Source organism: Streptomyces sp. NPDC037410 (assembly GCF_055602235.1).
Map to the genome: position 1 here is coordinate 342,954 of NZ_JBVJWR010000005.1, position 17,816 is coordinate 360,769.

General features: G+C 72.0%; 17 protein-coding genes. 6 read left to right on the forward strand and 11 right to left on the reverse strand.

Annotation, left to right across the window (positions count from 1 at the left end; all coding sequences use genetic code 11):
- Positions 1-109: 109 nt before the first annotated feature.
- From ACZ7HT_RS11065 to ACZ7HT_RS11080, 4 genes are all read right to left on the reverse strand, one after another.
- Entirely contained in the window at positions 110-2,263 is a 2,154-nt protein-coding gene (locus ACZ7HT_RS11065) for a metallopeptidase domain-containing protein (RefSeq protein WP_471162923.1), read from the reverse strand.
- A gap of 499 nt (positions 2,264-2,762) precedes the next feature.
- Complete coding sequence (locus ACZ7HT_RS11070; RefSeq protein ID WP_471162925.1) at positions 2,763-3,086, reverse strand: hypothetical protein; 324 nt, start codon at positions 3,084-3,086, stop codon at positions 2,763-2,765.
- Positions 3,080-3,685, reverse strand: coding sequence for a hypothetical protein (locus ACZ7HT_RS11075; protein ID WP_471162928.1), 606 nt, complete (start codon positions 3,683-3,685; stop codon positions 3,080-3,082). The genes ACZ7HT_RS11070 and ACZ7HT_RS11075 overlap by 7 nt, the downstream gene beginning before the upstream one ends.
- Positions 3,682-4,122: a darcynin family protein gene (locus tag ACZ7HT_RS11080; RefSeq protein WP_471162930.1), complete on the reverse strand. Its 441-nt coding sequence runs from the start codon at positions 4,120-4,122 to the stop codon at positions 3,682-3,684. The genes ACZ7HT_RS11075 and ACZ7HT_RS11080 overlap by 4 nt, the downstream gene beginning before the upstream one ends.
- 174 nt (positions 4,123-4,296) lie before the next feature.
- Between ACZ7HT_RS11080 and ACZ7HT_RS11085 the strand changes: the two genes are divergently transcribed.
- Positions 4,297-5,013: a TetR/AcrR family transcriptional regulator gene (locus tag ACZ7HT_RS11085; RefSeq protein ID WP_471162933.1), complete on the forward strand. Its 717-nt coding sequence runs from the start codon at positions 4,297-4,299 to the stop codon at positions 5,011-5,013.
- Positions 5,014-5,053: 40 nt separating this feature from the next.
- On the opposite strand, the gene ACZ7HT_RS11090 is transcribed toward ACZ7HT_RS11085, so the two are convergent.
- Entirely contained in the window at positions 5,054-5,293 is a 240-nt protein-coding gene (locus tag ACZ7HT_RS11090) for a PepSY domain-containing protein (RefSeq protein ID WP_471162935.1), read from the reverse strand.
- A gap of 180 nt (positions 5,294-5,473) precedes the next feature.
- Between ACZ7HT_RS11090 and ACZ7HT_RS11095 the strand changes: the two genes are divergently transcribed.
- The 5 genes from ACZ7HT_RS11095 (at position 5,474) to ACZ7HT_RS11115 (ending at position 13,108) form a co-directional block, all read left to right on the forward strand.
- Positions 5,474-6,463, forward strand: a complete 990-nt coding sequence (locus tag ACZ7HT_RS11095) for an alpha/beta hydrolase-fold protein (protein ID WP_471162938.1) — start codon at positions 5,474-5,476, stop codon at positions 6,461-6,463.
- A gap of 4 nt (positions 6,464-6,467) precedes the next feature.
- Positions 6,468-7,979 carry a DUF8189 domain-containing protein gene (locus ACZ7HT_RS11100; protein WP_471162940.1) on the forward strand — a complete coding sequence of 504 codons (1,512 nt, stop codon included), beginning with the start codon at positions 6,468-6,470 and terminating at the stop codon, positions 7,977-7,979.
- 481 nt (positions 7,980-8,460) lie between these two features.
- Positions 8,461-10,485, forward strand: coding sequence for a DUF8189 domain-containing protein (locus ACZ7HT_RS11105; protein ID WP_471162943.1), 2,025 nt, complete (start codon positions 8,461-8,463; stop codon positions 10,483-10,485).
- 362 nt (positions 10,486-10,847) lie between these two features.
- The gene (locus tag ACZ7HT_RS11110) at positions 10,848-11,657 is read left to right on the forward strand and encodes a serine/threonine protein kinase (protein WP_471162946.1); all 810 of its coding nucleotides are present in this window, start codon (positions 10,848-10,850) and stop codon (positions 11,655-11,657) included.
- Complete coding sequence (locus ACZ7HT_RS11115) at positions 11,654-13,108, forward strand: serine/threonine-protein kinase (protein ID WP_471162949.1); 1,455 nt, start codon at positions 11,654-11,656, stop codon at positions 13,106-13,108. Before ACZ7HT_RS11110 ends, ACZ7HT_RS11115 begins: the two co-directional genes overlap by 4 nt.
- On the opposite strand, the gene ACZ7HT_RS11120 is transcribed toward ACZ7HT_RS11115, so the two are convergent.
- The 6 genes from ACZ7HT_RS11120 to ACZ7HT_RS11145 all read right to left on the reverse strand — a co-directional run bounded on the left by ACZ7HT_RS11120 (position 13,105) and on the right by ACZ7HT_RS11145 (position 17,767).
- On the reverse strand, positions 13,105-14,760 hold the full coding sequence (locus tag ACZ7HT_RS11120; protein WP_471162952.1) for a PLL family lectin: 1,656 nt from the start codon (positions 14,758-14,760) through the stop codon (positions 13,105-13,107). The two genes, ACZ7HT_RS11115 and ACZ7HT_RS11120, sit on opposite strands and share 4 nt — an antisense overlap.
- A gap of 122 nt (positions 14,761-14,882) precedes the next feature.
- Positions 14,883-15,575 (reverse strand): DUF6230 family protein, encoded by a 693-nt coding sequence (locus ACZ7HT_RS11125; protein WP_471162954.1) that lies wholly within the window; start codon positions 15,573-15,575, stop codon positions 14,883-14,885.
- Entirely contained in the window at positions 15,572-16,195 is a 624-nt protein-coding gene (locus ACZ7HT_RS11130) for a hypothetical protein (protein ID WP_471162957.1), read from the reverse strand. The genes ACZ7HT_RS11125 and ACZ7HT_RS11130 overlap by 4 nt, the downstream gene beginning before the upstream one ends.
- Complete coding sequence (locus ACZ7HT_RS11135; RefSeq protein ID WP_471162959.1) at positions 16,192-16,578, reverse strand: DUF6114 domain-containing protein; 387 nt, start codon at positions 16,576-16,578, stop codon at positions 16,192-16,194. The genes ACZ7HT_RS11130 and ACZ7HT_RS11135 overlap by 4 nt, the downstream gene beginning before the upstream one ends.
- Positions 16,572-17,315 carry a DUF6230 family protein gene (locus tag ACZ7HT_RS11140; protein WP_471162962.1) on the reverse strand — a complete coding sequence of 248 codons (744 nt, stop codon included), beginning with the start codon at positions 17,313-17,315 and terminating at the stop codon, positions 16,572-16,574. The genes ACZ7HT_RS11135 and ACZ7HT_RS11140 overlap by 7 nt, the downstream gene beginning before the upstream one ends.
- Positions 17,312-17,767, reverse strand: coding sequence for a DUF6114 domain-containing protein (locus ACZ7HT_RS11145; RefSeq protein WP_471162965.1), 456 nt, complete (start codon positions 17,765-17,767; stop codon positions 17,312-17,314). The genes ACZ7HT_RS11140 and ACZ7HT_RS11145 overlap by 4 nt, the downstream gene beginning before the upstream one ends.
- Positions 17,768-17,816: the final 49 nt, after the last annotated feature.

A 17,816-nucleotide genomic window follows, 5' to 3' on the forward strand; every position in this document is an offset into this window, starting at 1 on the left:
ATCAGCGGAAGGGCTCTACGCTCCACGAGCGGGCGGACCGTGCGTGGTGAGCCCGGGGAGAACAGCGCTTGGAATCCGCCCTCCAGGGCCGTACCGTCGCGCAGCCGCATCATCCCTTGCCCGGCGCGGCGGCTTGGGCCAGGGACGGTGGAATCTGCGCGGCTTCTGTCACATCGTCAGGATCGCGCGGCGTTTCCGTGGCCGGCGCGGCGGCTTGGGCGAGGGACGGTGGAATGTGCGCGGCTTCTGTCACATCGCGAGGCTCGCGCGGCGTTTCCATCCGGGACAGCAGATCCGCCAGGGAGGACATGGCGCGCACGCTGCCTCGGTGCAGGAGCTCACGATCCTGGCCGTTGAAGGTGATTCCGGCCTGTTGGAGCTGTTGAGCAACCTCTTCGACCTTGGCGTACAGGGGCGAATTGGACGGCACGTTCACGATCTTTCCACCGATGATGATCATTCCGCTGTCGCCGTCAACGCCGAAGTGATCTGCGGTGGAATCGAACGGGAAGGGGCTTGCCTTCCGCAGATACACACTGAGCCTGGCCGTCCGCCCCACGGGGTCGATGTCCACGACCTTGACCTGCAACCGGTACCCTGCTGGATCCCACGGGTCCTTGCGGAGGAACTCGTCGCCTTCCCGTAGAGCCTCATTGCCGTTGGTCGCCGTGAGGAGATACGCCCTGTTGTTGGAGAACTCGTGTACCAGCACACACGGCTCGGGAATGTCTGCGTCCCAGCGCTCTTTGACACGGAATTCGAAGAAGAATCTTCCCACTCGGGCGCAGAGGTGCCCGGCCAGGTCACGTCTGTGGAGCGGCCGCAGGTCGACGATCGTGTCGGGCTCCTCGTCGGCCGCCTGCCAGACGCGTTCGAGCCACCCTCTGCCCCACATGTTGGCGGCATTGAGGCCTGGGCCGATCCGCCAGATCCTTTGTCCGGCACCGTCCAGCTCGGTGAAGACCGGGTGGGGCGCCATGTAGCACCGCCCGTGGGCACTCCCCTTGGTGCTCATCGAGTCCCATCTGTCCCCGTATTCGTAGCCACCGCTGAGGGAGTGGTCAAGGCCATATACGTGGCCCATCTCCTGCCCCATCAGGCTGGGGGACAGCGATGACATTCCCCAGACGCCGGCGACGCCGCTTGCGTCCCTGCCGTCACCGGAGACGGCTCCTGCCCCTGCGTCGCCGAAAAGGTCCGTGGGGGGATGGGTGACCACCACGATTCGATTCGCGAAAGGTGCCAGGTTCTCGCCCGCGTTGAGCGCAGCTTGACGCCCCCAGTTGATGAGGTCCCGACGCCCCTGCGGGTTCCCTCCATTACCAGTGTAATCGGACGTCTTTTGCGCAAGCGTGTACCAGCCCAGAACCCTGGAGGCACTGATGTCGAGATTTCCGTGGGACATGTCCCGGAAGAAATCAACCATGTTGTACTTGTTCGATCCGGTGCTGGTGAACAGCGCTTCGAAGCGCGCGCGTGGCAGCGAGGGCGGCGTGTTGGCATCCTTGAACTGGCACAACAGGACAGCCCACGGCGACGAGGGATTTACCGGCGGACGCAAGAACGCGATTTCCGTCCAATCCGTCGCGAAGGCACCTGCGGGGATCACGGTGGGGTATGCGAAGGTGTTCTGGGGGGTGACGGTGCCGATGGCTCCGCTTCCATTGGAGGCTTTGTAGTACATGATGCGGTCGCCACTGAGCGCGACGATTTGTGTCCAGTCCTTCGCGAAACCGCCCGCGGGAACGGTCGTGACCTCTTTGATCACATTATTGGCTGTGATGGAACAGACGGATCCCCGCCCGGTGGAGGCGCTGTAGAAGAGGATGCGTTCGCCACTGAGTGCGGCGATTTGCGTCCAGTCCTTCAGGAAACGGCCCGCAGGGAAGACCGTGACCTGCTTGAGCACGTTGTTTTGATCGATGGAACAGATGACTCCGCGCCCGGTGGAGGCACTGTAGAAGAAAATGCGGTCGCCGCTGAGTGTGGTGATTTGCGTCCAGTCCGTCGCAAAACTCCCCGCAGAGAAGACCGTGACGTCACCGATTGCGTTGTTCTGATCAATGGAACAGATAACTCCGCGCCCGGTGGAGGCGCCGTAGAAGAGAATACGATTACCGCTGAGTACGGTGATCTGCGTCCAGTCACTCGCGAAACTGCCCTCAGGAATCACGGTGAGGTCTTTGGTGACATTGTTGGCGTCTATGGAACCGATGGCGCCACGAGCCACAGAGGCGCTGTAATACAAGATGCGGTCTGTCATGTCGCAGCCTCCTGGACCGACTGCGCGCGTCTGCTCGCGCCAGTCATGACACTGGCCGGCGACTACCGCATGAGGGCAGGCGTGTCCCATTGGGCGGCGCCATCACCCCAGGGGGACGGAGGCCCCCGTACGGGTAGTCAGCTCAAGCCCTCGTTCCAGTATGGGCACGAGCTGCCGGGCCTTGCGAGTGGGGGCGCCATAACCTCCCGACGCTCACAGGTAGTTGAAACAAAACAGAGTACGTCGAGGAGCAGCTGAACGGGCCCAGCCCCAAGAAGAGCCAGGTCGTCAGCGGGGCGAGCGGCTGCGGCCCGAGCCACGCCCGGCCGCGGCGGCGCAGGTCACGGCATTGCGGTCAGGGCGTCCCGGACCCGATCGACGGAGGTGCGGGTCGAAGCGGCCAGGGACTCCAGTTCGGGTGCGTGCGGATCCTCCGGGGGGAGGCCGTGGGTCACCATCCCGGGTTGGCCGATTGTCCCGGCGAGGCGCTCCATCAGCGTCAGCAGTTGGGACAGCCGCTCGGCCCAGGGACGGTTGGCAGCCCGGCCACGACCTCGTCGGCCAGCCGGGCTCCGGCGGCGGCCTCGCGCAGTCGGGTGAGTTCGGCGCCGGCCTCGACCGGGTCTTCGCCGCCCCACAGGAGGCCGTATCCGGTCACGTGGTGGTGCAGGGCCTCGTCCGCGAGGACGGTCGCCAAGTCCAGGGAGAGCGAGTCGGCCCGCGCGCCGAGGAGCCGCGCCTGCCCGGCCGCGGCGGCCTCGCGGCTCGCGGAGCGGAGGGAGAACGCGAAGGTGAGCAGCGGCAGTTCGGTTCTCATCAGCATGGACTGGTGGGGGTTCCAGACCGACATCTGAAGTACACCCGTAGGTTCGTCCCTTCGCGGCGGGTGTAGCGCTCGAACTGGTACGGGCCGTAGACGTCGCCCCAGGTGTCGTCGGCGTCGCCGAACGTGTGCTGCGTGTGGTCGCGTCCGGTCTGGTGGATGAAGCTGCCGTACCCGTCCCTGACGTCGCACACGACGACCGGTTCGGTCCACGGTCCTTGGGGCTGGGCTCCCGCACGCATGAGGATGCGGTGGCGGCCGGCGCCGTCGTTCCCGTTCCAGAACGCGAGCCAGTGCCGGGCGGTCGGCGACCAATCGCTGACGCCGGGAACGTGCCCGCTGCTGTCCATGACGTACGTGCCGAGGTCGGTCGGCCACGACGATCCCGGGGAGCGAGCCGCCCTCACGCAAAGGGCCTGGAGCGCGGCCAGGGCGCCGAGGAGTTCCGCGTTCGCCGCGTGCCAGGCGAGGAGGTCGAGGTCGCCGGTGACGAACAGACCGGCCAGGGCCGCCTGCACGAGGGTGTCGAGCAGGACGAGCACGGCGCTCGCCCGCAGCAGGTGGAGCGGCCAACGGGCTTGGCGGGGAAGGAGCTTCACGCCTGGACCGCCGAGCCGACCCGGACCGCCGAGCCGACCTGAACCGCCGAGCCGACCCGATCCGCCGCGTCGCCCCGGTCCGCCGAGTCGACCTGGTCCGCCGAGTCCGTCTGCGGCGCCACGGCGGCGACGGTGTGCTCGTACGCCTGGAAGCCGTCCTCGACGCCGAGGAAGATCTCGCCGAACTCCAGGTAGCCCTCGCTGATCAGCGGTGTGTCGCGCAGTGCCTCGACGAGGAAGTAGTAGGCCCGCAGGTCTTCCGTCTCCAGGACCGCGAAGTCGGTCACCCGGCCGTGGAAGGCCTCCGCGTCGAAGAAGCGGGCCGTCACCCGGGGCGCGAACGCGGCGAAGAGCGGGTCGAGATGGGTGGCGCGCAGGGCGTTCCGCTCCTGGCGGGACAGGGCCAGCCAGCGCGGAGTGACGCGATAGGTCAGCACGATGCCGTACTTCAAAGGATCCCCCGGTTCGGCGCAAGGACGGCGACAGCAATTGCTAACACCGTTTACTTTCGGGGAGAGCTAAAGTGATACGTGTTAACTTTGTCAAGCGGGGACCGCGGCAAGCCCGTTGCCGCACTCCCGCCCCGCCCCGGCCCACCGTGAAAGGCCACCGTGACCCGCTCGGACACTCCCCCGCCCACCCGGCGCCACCGGGTCCGCGAACAGGCGCTCGACGAGATCCGGCGCACCGCGCGCCGCCTGCTCGTCGAGCAGGGTCAGACCGCCGTCACCCTGCGCGCGATCGCCCGCGAGATGGGGATGACGGCGCCGGGCCTGTACCGCTACTACGCGAACCACCAGGACCTGATCCAGGCGCTGGCCTCGCATCTGTACGACGAGCTCGCCGCCGCCCTGGCGACGGCGCGCGACCGGCAGCCCGGGGACGCCCCGGGGCCGCGGATGCGTGCCGTGTGCGCGGAACTGCGCCGGTGGGCCCTTGCCCACCCCCGGGAGTTCGGCCTGCTCTTCGCCAAGCCGCTCACCGAGGCCGGCACCGACCCGGACCAGCCCGCCCACGACGCCGGCTGGCGCTTCGGCGGCGTCGTCCTGGAGCTCATGGTCCAGCTCTGGCGGCGCGGCGGCATCACACCGCCCGAGGACCTCGACCCCGCGTGGATCACCCAACTGGAGGAAGTGCGGGAGCACTTGGCGGGCGAGCCCGTACCGCTGGAGATCATCTACGTCTTCGTCGCCTGCTGGGCCCGTCTCTTCGGCACGGTGGCCGTGGAAGCCTTCGGCCACCTCGACTTCGCCCTGACCGACCCCGAGCCGCTCTTCGCGCACGTCGTCGACGAGATCATGGCCACCCTCGGCGAGGGCACCCGCTGACGACCGTGAGCGCCCCGCTCGCACGCCCCTGAGGCCGGTCTCAGTCCTCGTCGTGGTCGTCGGCGTCGTGGCCGCCGCCGTCGCGGTCGTCGCCCGGCTTGTCCGCCGTGACCTTGCCGTCGACGGCGTTGACGGTGACCTCGTGCTCGGCGCCCTTGGCGTCGATGATGTCGACCTTCCAGACCGGCTTGCCGTCCACGCCGTCCAGCTCCACGCCGGTGACCGTGCCCGCCACGGACTTCACGGCCGTACCGGCGGCCGTGTTCAGGTCGACCTTCACGGACGTGACCAGAGGGCGTCACGGTCGCCGTCGTGCTCGTCACCGTGATCGACCCGGTGCCGCGGAGGAACGCCGTAGCCCACGCCCGGGCGCCTGTCAGTCCGCAATCTTCCGGGGTCCCCCGGCGCGACGCCGTTGCTACGTTCCGGACCGTCGTCCCGCTTCGACCCGGAGGTCACGTTGAGCGCGAAGAACCCCACCCGTCGGAACATCCTCAAAGCCGCCGGAGGACTCTCGGCCGCGATCGCCGTGGGCGGTGCGGGCGTCCTGGCCTCGGCGGCGCCCGCCGCCGCCGTCGGGGACGGCTTCGGGCTGCGGATCGTGGACCGCAACGAGACCGACGCGCGCATGTGGTACTACCGCTTCCAGACGGGCGCCATCGGCTGGAACCCCGGCGTCAACGTGCTCCTGCCCGACGACTACCACTGGAGCGGGCGCACCTACCCGGTGCTCTACCTCTTCCACGGCGGCGGCACGGACCAGGACTTCATCACCTTCGACCGCGAGGGCGTCCGCGACTGGACCGCGGGCCGGCCGATCATCGTCGTCATGCCCGACGGCGGGCACGCGGGCTGGTACTCCAACCCGGTGAGCTCCAACGTCGGCCCGCGGAACTGGGAGCAGTTCCACATCTCCCAGCTGATCCCGTGGATCGACGCGAACTTCCGTACGTTCGCCGAGTACGACGGCCGTGCCGTGTCCGGCTTCTCGATGGGCGGCTTCGGCGCCCTGAAGTACGCCGCCAAGTACTACGGCCACTTCGCCTCGGTGAGCGCCCACTCCGGTCCGGCCAGCCTGCGCCGGGACAACGGCCTCGTGGGCCACTGGGCCAACGCGAGCTCCGCGGCGCTCGACCTGAACGGCGGCACGATCTACGGCGTGCCGTTCTGGGACGAGGCCCGGGTCAGCGCGGACAACCCGGTGCAGCGGATCGAGAGCTACCGCAACAAGCGGGTGTTCCTCGTCGCCGGCACCAGCCCCGACCCGATCAACTGGTTCGACACGGCCAACGAGACCCAGGTCCTCGCCGGGCAGCGGGAGTTCCGCTCGCTCCTCGGCAACGCGGGGATCCCGCACGAGTGGTACGAGCTGCCCGGCGGCCACTTCATCCGCCACGACATGATGCAGCGCGACATCGACGGCGTCATCGACCGGCTCCGCAAGGCGTGACCCGATGCGTCCCCGACCTTCCCGGCGCGCGCTGCGCCGGCTCCTCACCGCGGCGGTCGCGCTGCTGCCGGCGCTGCTCGCCACGACCCCGGCCGAGGCCGGGACCACCGGCTCCGCCTCCGCGTGCCCGGCCGCCGGCTTCGTGAGCCAGCCGTTCCACCCGGGCCACAACGGCGTCGACATCGCCAACGACGTCGGTACGCCGATCTACGCGGTGGGCGACGGCGTGGTGACCATCTCCGGCTACACCGGTGACTACGGCCAGTGGATCCGCATCCAGCACCCGGACGGGAAGACCTCCGAGTACGGGCACATGTACCAGCGGGACGTCGAGGTCGGCGACCACGTCGTCGCCGGCCAGCGGATCGCCCTCATGGGAGCCGAGGGCAACGCGGACGGCCCCCACGTCCACCTGCGGATCTGGGGGGACCTGTCGTACTCGTACGGCATCGACCCCGAGGTCTACCTCGCGGAGGGCGGCGTGGTGCTGCCGTGCATCCCGGGCAGCGGTCCGCGCCCCAAGGCGCTCGTGTACCCGGCGGAGTCGGGCCGGGTGGTGGCGGCGCGGTCGGCGGACGGGCGCCTGGAGGTGTTCGCCGCCGGAGCGGACGGCGTCCACCACGCCTGGCAGCGGGAGGCGAACCGCGACTGGTCGGAGTGGGAGCGGCTCGGCGGGCCCGCGAACGCCCAGCTGGCGATCGCTCCGAACGAGGACGGCCGCCTGGAGATGTTCGCCATCGACGGGAGCGTCTTCCGGCACCGCTACCAGCTCTCCCCGTCGGGCTCCTGGTCCGACTGGGAGGACTTCGGCGGCGGCGGTCGCGACATCGCGGCCGGCGTGAACGCCGACGGCCGCATCGAGGTCTTCGCCTCCGGCCCGGTCGGCGTGTTCCACCGGTACCAGCTGACGCCGAACGGCGGCTGGTCGGCCTGGGAACCGACGGGCGGCGGGCCCGCCGACAGCCGCATCGAGATGGAGAAGTCGCCCGACGGGCGCCTGGAGGTCTTCGCGCTCAACGGCAGCACGTTCCAGCACCAGTACCAGACGGACCCGAACGGCGGCTGGTCCGCTTGGGGCGACTTCGGCGGCGGCGGTCACGACCTCACGGTCGACCACAACGCCGACGGGCGCATCGAGGTCTTCGCCTCCGGCCCGGTCGGGGTCTTCCACAAGTACCAGACGGGTCCGAGCAGTTGGTCGGGCTGGGAAGGCACCGGCGGCCCGGCGGACTCGCAGCTCAGCAGTGAGCGCACGGCCGACGGCCGCGTCGAGGTCTTCGCCATGAACGGCGACACGGCCGTACACGCCTGGCAGACCGGGGTGAACGCGCCCTACCACCCCTGGGAGCCCTTCGGCGGGGGCGGCACCGAGGTCACCGCGGCCTCCAACGCCGACGGCCGGATCGAGGTCTTCGGCACCAACCCCACCGGCACGTTCCACATCTGGCAGACCGGCTTCTCGGCCTGGTCGCCGTGGGGCTGGGTGAACAGCACCGCGGGCCCCGGCCTCGGCTGATCCACACCCCAGCCGACCCCCGAGGTGTGCACCCTCACCAGCCGACCCCCAGGGTCTGCACCCTCACCAGCCGACCCCCAAGGCGTGATCCCCACCAGCCGACCCCCAAAGTGTGATCCCCACCAGCCGGCCCCAGGGCCTGATCCCTCACCCGCCGGCCCCGAGGTCGGCTCCCCCACCCGCCGACCCTCAAGGTCCGATCCCCCGACCGCCGCCACCCGTCCGACCCGCGGCCGGCCGAGCCCTCGCGGGGGGGGGGGGGGGTGGGTTGTCCTCCCCCCCCCCGGGGGGGGTGTTGGCTCGGGAACGGGGGGGGGTTCCCCCCCCTTTTTTTCCCCCCCACCCCCCCCCCCGCCCGTGTTTTCCCCCGTTTTTTAGGACCACCCCCTCTCCCCCCCCCCCCCCCCCCCCCCCCCCCCCCCCCCCCCCCCCCCCCCCCCCCCCCCCCCCCCCCCCCCCCGCGGTTCCCCTGGAGATCTTCATGCTTCCCCTCAGCAGACGGAACCTGCTGCGCGGCGCCGCCGGGCTCGCGGTGCCGGGCGCGGCCGCCCGCGCCGTCGCCGCGACGGGCGGGGCCGTCCCGCCCGCCCGGTGGATCGGCGCGGGACCGTTCGCCCACGTCTACGACCCGTCCACCCCCGCCGGGCCGCGCTACCTCAACGACCACACGCTGATCCGGGCCCAGGACCGCTGGCATCTGTTCAGCATCGTCGGGACCAGCGCGCCGCGCGGCGAGGCCCCGGACAGCTCGGCGGAGACCTCCTTCGCCCATGCCTCCGCGCCGACCCCGCAGGGCCCGTGGACCACGCACCCCGACGCGCTCACCGTCACACCGTCGTACTTCGGCGAGGAGCACCTGTGGGCGCCGCACGTCGTCGAGGCGGGCGGCCGGTACTGGATGTTCTACGCCGCGGGCGGCACGGACGGGGCCGCCGTCAACCTCGCGACCTCCACCGACCTGTTCACCTGGACCCGCGAGCCGTCCGGGCCGCTCTTCCGGGGGATCGCCGCCCGCGACCCGATGGTCCTGCGGGTCGGCGGCGAGTGGGTCATGTACTACACCGAGCTGTCCGGCCCCGGTGGACACCATGTCGTGGCCTACCGGCGGTCCGCCGATCTGGTGCGCTGGAGCGAGCCGGGCGTCGCGTTCACCGACGCGAGCACGGACACGACCGTCTCGGTCACCGAATCGCCGTACGTCGTCGAACGGGACGGCTGGTACTACCTGTTCATCGGGCCGCGAGGCGGCTACGCGGGCACCGACGTGCTCGCCTCCCGCGACCCCTTCCGCTTCGACCTCACCGGCCCCGCCGGGCATGTCCCCGGTCACGCGGTGGAGGTGTTCGCCGACGGGGACGCGTGGTACGCGAGCGCGGCGGGCTGGTTCGGACAGGGCCTGTACGTCGCGCCCCTGGAGTGGCGGGACACTCCCCCACCCTGGCAGAGCCCGGACAACCCGGTGGCGGGGCTCGACGTGGCCGGCCGGCTCACGGTGTTCGCGCTCGACGCCGCCGGCCGCGCGATGCTGCGGCGCGTCCAGCTCGACGCGAACAGCGACACCTGGTCGGAGTGGGAGACCTTCGGAGGTCCGGCCGGCGCTGTTCCCACCCTGGGGCGCAACAGCGACGGTCGCCTGGAGGTGTTCTCGCTGGCCCCGGGTGGTGTCAACCTGCACCACCGGGTGCAGCGGCCGGACGGCGGCTGGGACGACTGGGAGGAGTTCGGCGGCCCGGCGGGTGCGGCTCCCGCCGTCGCCCGCGACGCCGCGGGCCGCCTGGAGGTCTTCGTGTCGAGCCCCGGCGCCGCCTCCTTCGCGCGGCGACGGCAGCGCTCACCGGGGTCGGCGGCCTGGGATGCGTGGGAGCCGGGCTTCGGCGGGGCCGCGGGCGCCCCACCGGCGGTGGCGGCCAACGCCGACGGCCGGCTTGAGGTGTTCGTCCTCGCGGTCGGCGGCTCCGGGGTCCGCCACCGGTGGCAGGAGTCCCCCGGTGGCGCCTGGACCGGCGCCTGGTACCCCTTCGGCAGCGCGGCCGGCACGGCGCCGCGGGTGGCCCGGGACGGCAGCGGCCGGCTCACCGTGACCGCGATCGGACCGTCCGGCGCGGGGACGTTCTTCCGGCGGCAGACCGTGCCGAGCGGCGGCTGGGACGACTGGCAGCCGCTGTTCGGCTGGAGCGCCGCCGCCCCGGCGCTCGCCGTGAACGCCGACGGCCGTCTGGAGGCGTTCTCCCTGTCTCCCGGCGGTGCCCGGCTCGGCCACCGCTGGCAGGTGACGCCGGGCGGGAGCTGGGATCCGGGCGGGGAGTTCGGCGAGCCCGGGACCGTACTCGCGGCCACGCCCTCGGTCGCCCTCGACGCCACCGGGCGGATCCACGTCTTCGCCGTCACCGCCGAGGGCCGGATGCGGACCCGCGTCCAGGACCGGCCGAGCGGCGGGTGGCGGCCGTGGACGGCCTTCGGTGACCGTCCGGTCGCACCTCTCGTGTCGGGCAGTCCCGCACTCTGAGTGCGGACCGCGCTGCGCTCCGTACGGATTGCGCCAAGTAAGGGGTGCCGAGGAGACGTTCGATCGCCTGACGAACCTCCCGGATCGCCCCTTACTCCCCCTCCGGGCCCCCTCCGGGCATCGTGACCTACCCCACCTTGCCGAATGCGTCCACCTCGCGACTCCCTCCGATCTCAAGGTCCCCCGAGCTTCTGGGCTGTGATGTTGCGACGACCACGAAACCTCCAGGACCGACCGAGGGGGTCGGCGGCCGGCGCGGTCGGTCCCGGCCGAAGTGGCCGAAGCGCGCCGGTGAACTCTCCTGACTGGTGAGTATCGTTCCGCTCGTCCGACAACCGCTGACGGGACGAAGAGGGGGAGCGGTGAGCGGCGTAGTCGTCCATCTGCCGCGGGGAAGCGGCGGCGCCGACGGCGGCGAACCGGGCGGGGACGCGGTCACGCTGCGTCTCGGCCCCGGCCAGGTCGCCCGCTTCGGGCGGGGATCCGCGACGACCCCGGTCGAGCTCCGCCTCGCCGACGCGGCGATCTCCCGGCTCGCCGGGGAGATCCGCGCGACCGACGACCACTGGCAGCTGACGAACCACAGCACCACCCACAGCTACCTGGTGGAGAACCCCGAGGGGGCGGGCGAGTACCTGAGGGTCCCGCCGCGGCGAGTCGGGGCGCCCGTCCCGTTCGAGTTCTCCCGCGTGGTGCTGCCCACCCGCGGCGAACTCGCCGTCTCCTTCCAGGTGTTCGCGCCCGACCACGTCTACCTGGACCCGGACGCGATGGGCGCGCCCTGGGGCAGCCGTACGGTCACCGCGTACTCCCTGGACGAGTCGGCCACGTACTTCCTCGTGCTCGTCGCGCTCTGCGAGCCCCGGCTGCGCGACCAGTCCCGCGTGGCGGTCCCCACCACGCCGCAGATCGTCGAGCGGCTCAGGGGGCACGTCACCGGCGGCACGCTGACCGCGCGGGCGATCAGCTCGCACATCGACTACCTCGCCGAGGAGAAGCTGCGCATCGGAGTCCTCGACGCCCAGGAGCCGGGCAAGGGCGACCGCCGCAACGGCAAGCGGGAGGAGATCGTCGGGCTCGCGCTGCGGTTCGGTCTGGTGCGGGAGGAGCATCTCGGGCTGCTGCCGTCCCTGGCGGGGGGCGGCGGGCGGGAGCGGCAGAGGGCGCGATGACGGCGTCGCAGGGCCCGCACGACACCACGGGACTCGACCGTACGGAACTGCTGGCGCCCGGCCACCGGGTGGGCGACTGGGTGGTCACCGAGCTGATCGGGTCCGGGGGCTGGTCCACGGTGTACGCGGCACGGCCCGCCGGTCCTCGCCACGAGGGCGAACCCCGGGCACCCGAGCCCGCCGAGGTCGCCCTCAAGATCATGCCCATCGCCGGTCTCGCGCCGCGGCAGGCGCGCAGGATCGTCGAGTCCGCCCGGCGCGAGGTCGAACTCGGGCGCAGGGCCGGGCATCCCCGGCTGATCGGTCTGCGGGAGTCCTTCGTCCTCGCCGCCCCGGAGCGGCCCGCCGTGGACGGGGCGATCGTGCTGGTCATGGAGCGGGCCGCCGGGAGTCTGCGCGAGCTCCTCGACGCGGGGGTCTCCGAGGCCGATCGCGGCCGGCTGATCGCCGGGATCTGCGAGGGCCTGGCCCATCTGCACCGCTCGGGCTGGGTGCACGCCGACCTCAAGCCGGAGAACGTCCTCCTCGGCCGGGACGGTTCGGTGAAGCTCTCGGACTTCGGCCTCGCCACGGAGCTGACCGGGACGCACGGGTACGTGCCGCCCATGGGCACCCTGGACTACCTCCCGCCGGAGCGCTGGCGGGCGCCGCTCGGGGAGCTCGGCGTGCAGGTCCGGCCGAGTGCCGACATCTGGGCGCTGGGGGTCGTCGTCCACGAGGTGTTCGCCTCGGGCGCCTCACCGTTCCCCGGCGCCACACCCGTGGCGCGGGGCGCCGCCGTGCAGGAGTACGGCGAGGGGCGCGCGCCGCTGCGCATGGACCCCGTGGTGCCGCCGTTCTGGCGGGCCCTCGCCGCCGACTGCCTGGCCCCGACGCATGCGGCGCGCGCCCCGCACACGGCGGAGAGCCTGCTGGCCCGCATCGAGGCGCGGGAGGGGACGGACGGCGGCGGCGAGGAGCACGCCATGCGGCCGCGGGGCCGGGTCCGGGCGGCCGTCCTCGCCGCCGCGCTCTGCGGGACCGCCGGGGCGACCCTGTGGTCGGACGCCGTACCGGAGAGCGCGTCCGGTCATCGTCCCGGCGCGGTCAGGGTCTTCAACGCGGAGCGGGGCTGCCAGGACCGGACGGACAGGGACCCGCAGTGCAGCCTGGGCCTGGCGATCGACCCCCAGCGACCGTATGCCGCGGGCAACGTCGTACCGACCCGGGTGTGGCACGGCGACGTCCTCACCGCCGAGTGCCGGCTGCCCGACGGACAGCCCGTCATCGACGAGGAGGACCTGCAGTCCACCGTCTGGTTCCGCGTCCGGCTGCCGCACGGCTCCGCGTACCCGGCGGCCTGGCTGCCCGCCGTACGCACGAAGGACCGTCCGGCACTGCCGCGATGCCCCCGGCCCCCGTCCGAACCCCCGCAGCGCGGAGGTCCGGCCGCCGAAGGGCTCGGGTCCTAGTCGATCGCCGGCCCGGAATCGTTCAGCCAGCCCCATTCCGCCCACGTGGTGAAGCCGGTCTGCCACCGGTGGTAGACGCCGGCGTGGCTGGTGCCGAACACCTCGACGCGGCCGTCGGCGTTGTTGCCCGCGCCGATCTCGGTGCCTCCGCCGCCGAAGGTCTCCCAGCCGGAGTACGCGGCGTTCGGGCCGGTCTGCCAGGCGTGGCTCGCGGTGGCGGAGTTGATCGCGAAGACCTCGACCCGGCCGTCGACCGAACGCGAGGTGGTCAGCTCGGCGTTCGAGATCCCGCCGGTGCCGGTCCACGCCGACCAGGAGGTCGGGTTCGTCTGCCAGCGGTGGAAGACACCGCTCGCGTTGGAGGCGAACACCTCAAGGCGGCCGTCCTGGTCGTAGCTGACGGCGACGTCGTGCCCGCCGCCGCCGAAGTCCTCCCAGGCGGACCAGCCGCCGTTGACCGCGGTCTGGTACAGGTGTCCGAACGTCGCGTCCGACAGCGCGAACACCTCAAGGCGCCCGTCGGGCGCGTTCTCGACGGCCAGGCGGGCGTTCGCCGGACCGCCGCCGGTGCCCTCCCAGTTCGCCCAGCCGCCGCTGGGCGCGGTCTGCCAGCGGTGGAACACGCCGTCGGCGTTGGAGGCGAACACCTCGATACGGCCGTCGGCGTTGCTGCCGGCCGCCAGCCGGTGTCCGCCGCCGCCGAAGTTCGCCCAGGCGGACCAGCCCGCGCTCGGCCCGGTCTGCCACATGTGGTCGAAGGTGCTCGCCGAGAGCGCGAACAGCTCCAGGCGGCCGTCCGCGTTGGACGCGACCGCCAGCTGCGCGTTGCGCGGGCCGCCCTCGAACCGCCATGTGGACCAAGCGCCGTTCACCGCGGTCTGCCAGGCGTGCCAGACGCCGTCGGCGCCTGCGGCGAAGGCCTCCAGACGTCCGTCGGCGGACCGGCCGGACACCACCCGGCCCGAGCCGTACGGGTGCCGGGGTCCGGCGCTCATGCCGGACCACAGCGCGTTGGCGATGGTCACCGCGTCGCCCGCCTGGACTCCGTACAGGTAGCGCAGGTCCTCCCGAGGCCGCTGGACGTGCCAGCAGACCTCGCCGATCGCCTCGTCGTTCCACGAACCGCCCGGATACTGGCTCTCCATCGCGTCCAGGAAGGCGTTGGTCGCGTAGACCGGGTCGAGACGCTGCTCCTTGGTGCCCCACCAGTCCTGCTGCTGGAACAGCCCGACGCTGGTGTAGTCGACGGCCTGGGAGTAGTTGTTCATGCTGCTCTCCACGATGATCGTGGCGAGCGCGATGGCCGCGGCCTTCTCGTTGAGCCCGCGGTCCTTCACCGCCTGCGTCACCATCCGCGCACAGGACATCTTGTACGCGTCGAGGTAGCCGGCCATCTTCGCGTTCAGCTGCGGGTTGAGCTGGTCGGCGAGGACACCGTCGGTGGCCGACGGGCCGGCCGGGTCGCAGGGCTCCGTGGGGATGGCGAACCCCTCCGGGCCGCTGAAGTACCGGGCGACGCCGTGCCGGTCCTTCCCCGGTTCCGGCACGGGCCGGGCGGTGGCCGCCGGGGCGGTCAGACCGACGGCCAGCGCCCCGGCTCCGGCGACGACGACCAGTCGGGTGAGCGCACGGCGTAAGAAGTCTCTTGCCATCACGGGCCTTTCTGTCACGGAGTCGGTGGGGAGAGCCCGTGCGCAAGGTAGTGGCGAGAGAACCGGGGACGGCATCCGGAACGATCCGGAGTGACACCGCCGTCGAGCACCGCCGGCCGCGGTCAGGGCGTGCCGGGCGTGCCCGTGGGGGCCGCCGGGGCGGGGCAGGCGACCGTGCCGGGGCGTACGGACAGCGAGAGCTTCGGGGTCGTGAGGAGGCCCGGGATCTGGAAGTCCTGCGCGGTGCCGGTGATCCGGTCGAACTTGGCGTAGCGCGCCTGGATGCCGAAGCGGTGCTGCGGGCTGTCCAGCGGGTTGGTGACGTACGCGCCGGTGGCGTCCTTGACGGTCTTCACGTCGGCGCCGTTGACGTTGAGGTCGACGATGCCGTCCATGTCGAGGACGCCGGTGGCCGTGCGCAGGTCGAGGACGGTGTTCTTCGTCCTGATCTCCCAGCTGCCCGGGTCGTCGTCGCCGAGGGTGAGCAGCAGGGTGTACGTGGCTCCCGCGATCTGCTGCCGCCGGCTCAGGCACAGGCCGTTGATGACGCCGTCCGCGAAGCCCATGCGGAGCACGCGCTCGCTGCCGGTGGTGCCGTCGGGGCGCCCGACGGCCTGGTCGACGACGGCGGCGCCGTACTGCGTCCCGTACAGGCTGCTGGTGGTGAAGTCGACGGGCCGGTCCTGGATGCGGAGGCCGACGGCCAGCGCTCCCGTCGCCATCGCGGAGCCGAGGCCGCCGGCGGCGAGGAGCGCGGGCAGGGCGACGGCGAGGGACCGGCGCCAGTGGGTGCGGCCTTCCTCCCGGGTCCTCATGGTGTGGTCACCGTGATGGTGCCGGGGAGGTGGACGGGGTTGTCGGTGGAGTTGAGGGCCGCGTGGTCGTCGACCGTACGGATCGCGTAGATGTCGCCGGTGAAGTCCTCGGCTCCGGCGGTGAGCGGGATGAGGGAGCCGAAGAAGTCGAGCAGTCCCTGCACGCCGCAGATCTTGACGAGGACGCGGACGCAGACGTTGGTGATGTTCCCCCACATGGTCGTCGTCTCGGCCCTGCCCGCGCTGTCGTAGCCGCCGAGCGAGCCCTCGGCGGGCACGTCGATGGTGACGGTGTGCCCGGCTGCCTTCTGGACGACGTTCATGTGGGAGCGGACCTGGAGCTTGGTGAAGGTGTACTGGGTGGTGGTGCGCGTCGAGCCGTCGGAGAGCCGGATGGCGACGTTCTTGTCGACCGTCATCGAGACGGCGACCATGCTGGCGATGGTGACGTGCAGCGGGTCCGGGGAGGGCAGGAAGGGCACGCCGAGCGGATCGACCGCCGCGCTCCCGGCGGAGGCGCTGCTCGGCTGCCCGGACCACACGGCGGTGGCGACCGCCAGGACCAGGGCGGCGGTCACGGCGAGGGCCTTGCGCGGGGCGACGCGCGCCCCGGCCGTCATCCTTCCACCGCCCGCCGGCGGGGGCGTTTGACGCCCCAGCCGACCATCATGGAGCCGCCGAGGACGCCGAGGACCATCCCGAGCAGGAAGCCGCCCAGGTTGGAGACGACGAGCGAGACGACGGCGAGGACCGCGCCGATGAGCCCGAAGGTGTACCGCTGGGCGGGCAGCGCGAGCGGGATGAGCCCGCACAGGATCATCCCGCCGCCGACGAGGTAGCCGGCCACTCCCCCGAAACCGGTGCTGACGATCAACTGGAGGGAGCTGAGGGAGAACTTGAGGACGGTCCAGCCGCCGGCGACCAGCCAGACTCCGCCCCAGAACGGCCGGGTGCGGCGGAAGGCGCGGAACCAGGCGTACGCGGCCCGCGCCCGGCTCAGCATGCGCTCGCCGATCCCGCGACGACCCTGATCTTCAGGTCGGGCAGCACGAGCGCCCCGGCCATCTCGGCGTCGTACGCGGTGGCGTTCAGTCCGTGCAGCGCGATGGAGCTGCCTCCCTCGCCGCCGGCCGAGCCGAGGCCGAAGCCGCCGGGCAGGGCGCCGGTGAGGGGCTTGCCGGCGACGGTGACCTGGTCGGCGGCCTGACCGAGGACCGCGTTCTGGAGGGTGGTGGGCCCGTACGCCTGGAGTTCGGTGGCCTGGATGTAGAGGTTCGAGGCGTCGATGTCGGTGGTGAAGGCGGCGGGCGGGGTCGCCGTCACCGTCTGGCCGCCCGTCAGGAGCAGCGAGTACGGGACTCCGGCGATCGTCTGGTGGACGATGCCGCACAGTCCGGCGAGATGGGCGCTGGCGAAGCCGACGCGCGCCATCGCGGTGGTGGTGGTCGTGGTGCCGTCGGGGCGCCCGACGGCGGGGGTGTTGACGATGGCGCCGAAGCCGCTGCCCTCGACCCCGTTGGAGGTCAGGGTGAAGGGCTGCCCGGTGACGCTGAAGTTGGCGGCGAGCGCGCCCTGCGCGAGGGCGGTGCCGAGGAAGCCGATGGCGAGGGCCGAGGGCACGAGGGCGAACGCGCCGCGCCCCCAGCGGGTGCCGCGGCGGCTGCCGTCGGCGGCCTGGGCGAGCATCCGGGCGTTCCAGCCGGTGGCGGCGCCGCGGGCCCCGGAGAGGAGGTCGCTCATGCGGATCCGCTCCCGGCCGGGACGGACGGAGAGGTACGGCGCGGGAAGCGCCGTTTGGCCGGCTTCTCGGGGAGCCAGGCGAAGGCCATGGAGCCGCCGAGGACCGAGAGGAACATCCCGGCGAACAGGCCGCCGAGGTTGGACAGCGGGAAGGAGGCGACTCCCGCGATCACCGCGATGACGCCCGCGGTGTGGCGCTGTCCGGGCAGCAGCAGGATGAGCAGGGCCATCGCCATGAGGACGACCCCGCCGGCCATGCCCGCGATGCCTCCGACGCCGACCTGGAGGATCTTGCCGAGCGGCGCCATCGGCAGGAAGAAGATGACGAAGCCGCCGAGTCCGGTCCAGACGGCCGCCCAGAAGGGCCGGGTGCGGCGCCAGCGGCGGAAGGCGCGGCGGGGCCCGCCCTGGATGGGCACGTCGGTCGGCTCGGGCGGCTGATCGGTGGTCATGGAGGCCTCGCAGCGGTGGGTCGGGGTGGGAGGGTCGGGGCCCCGCGCC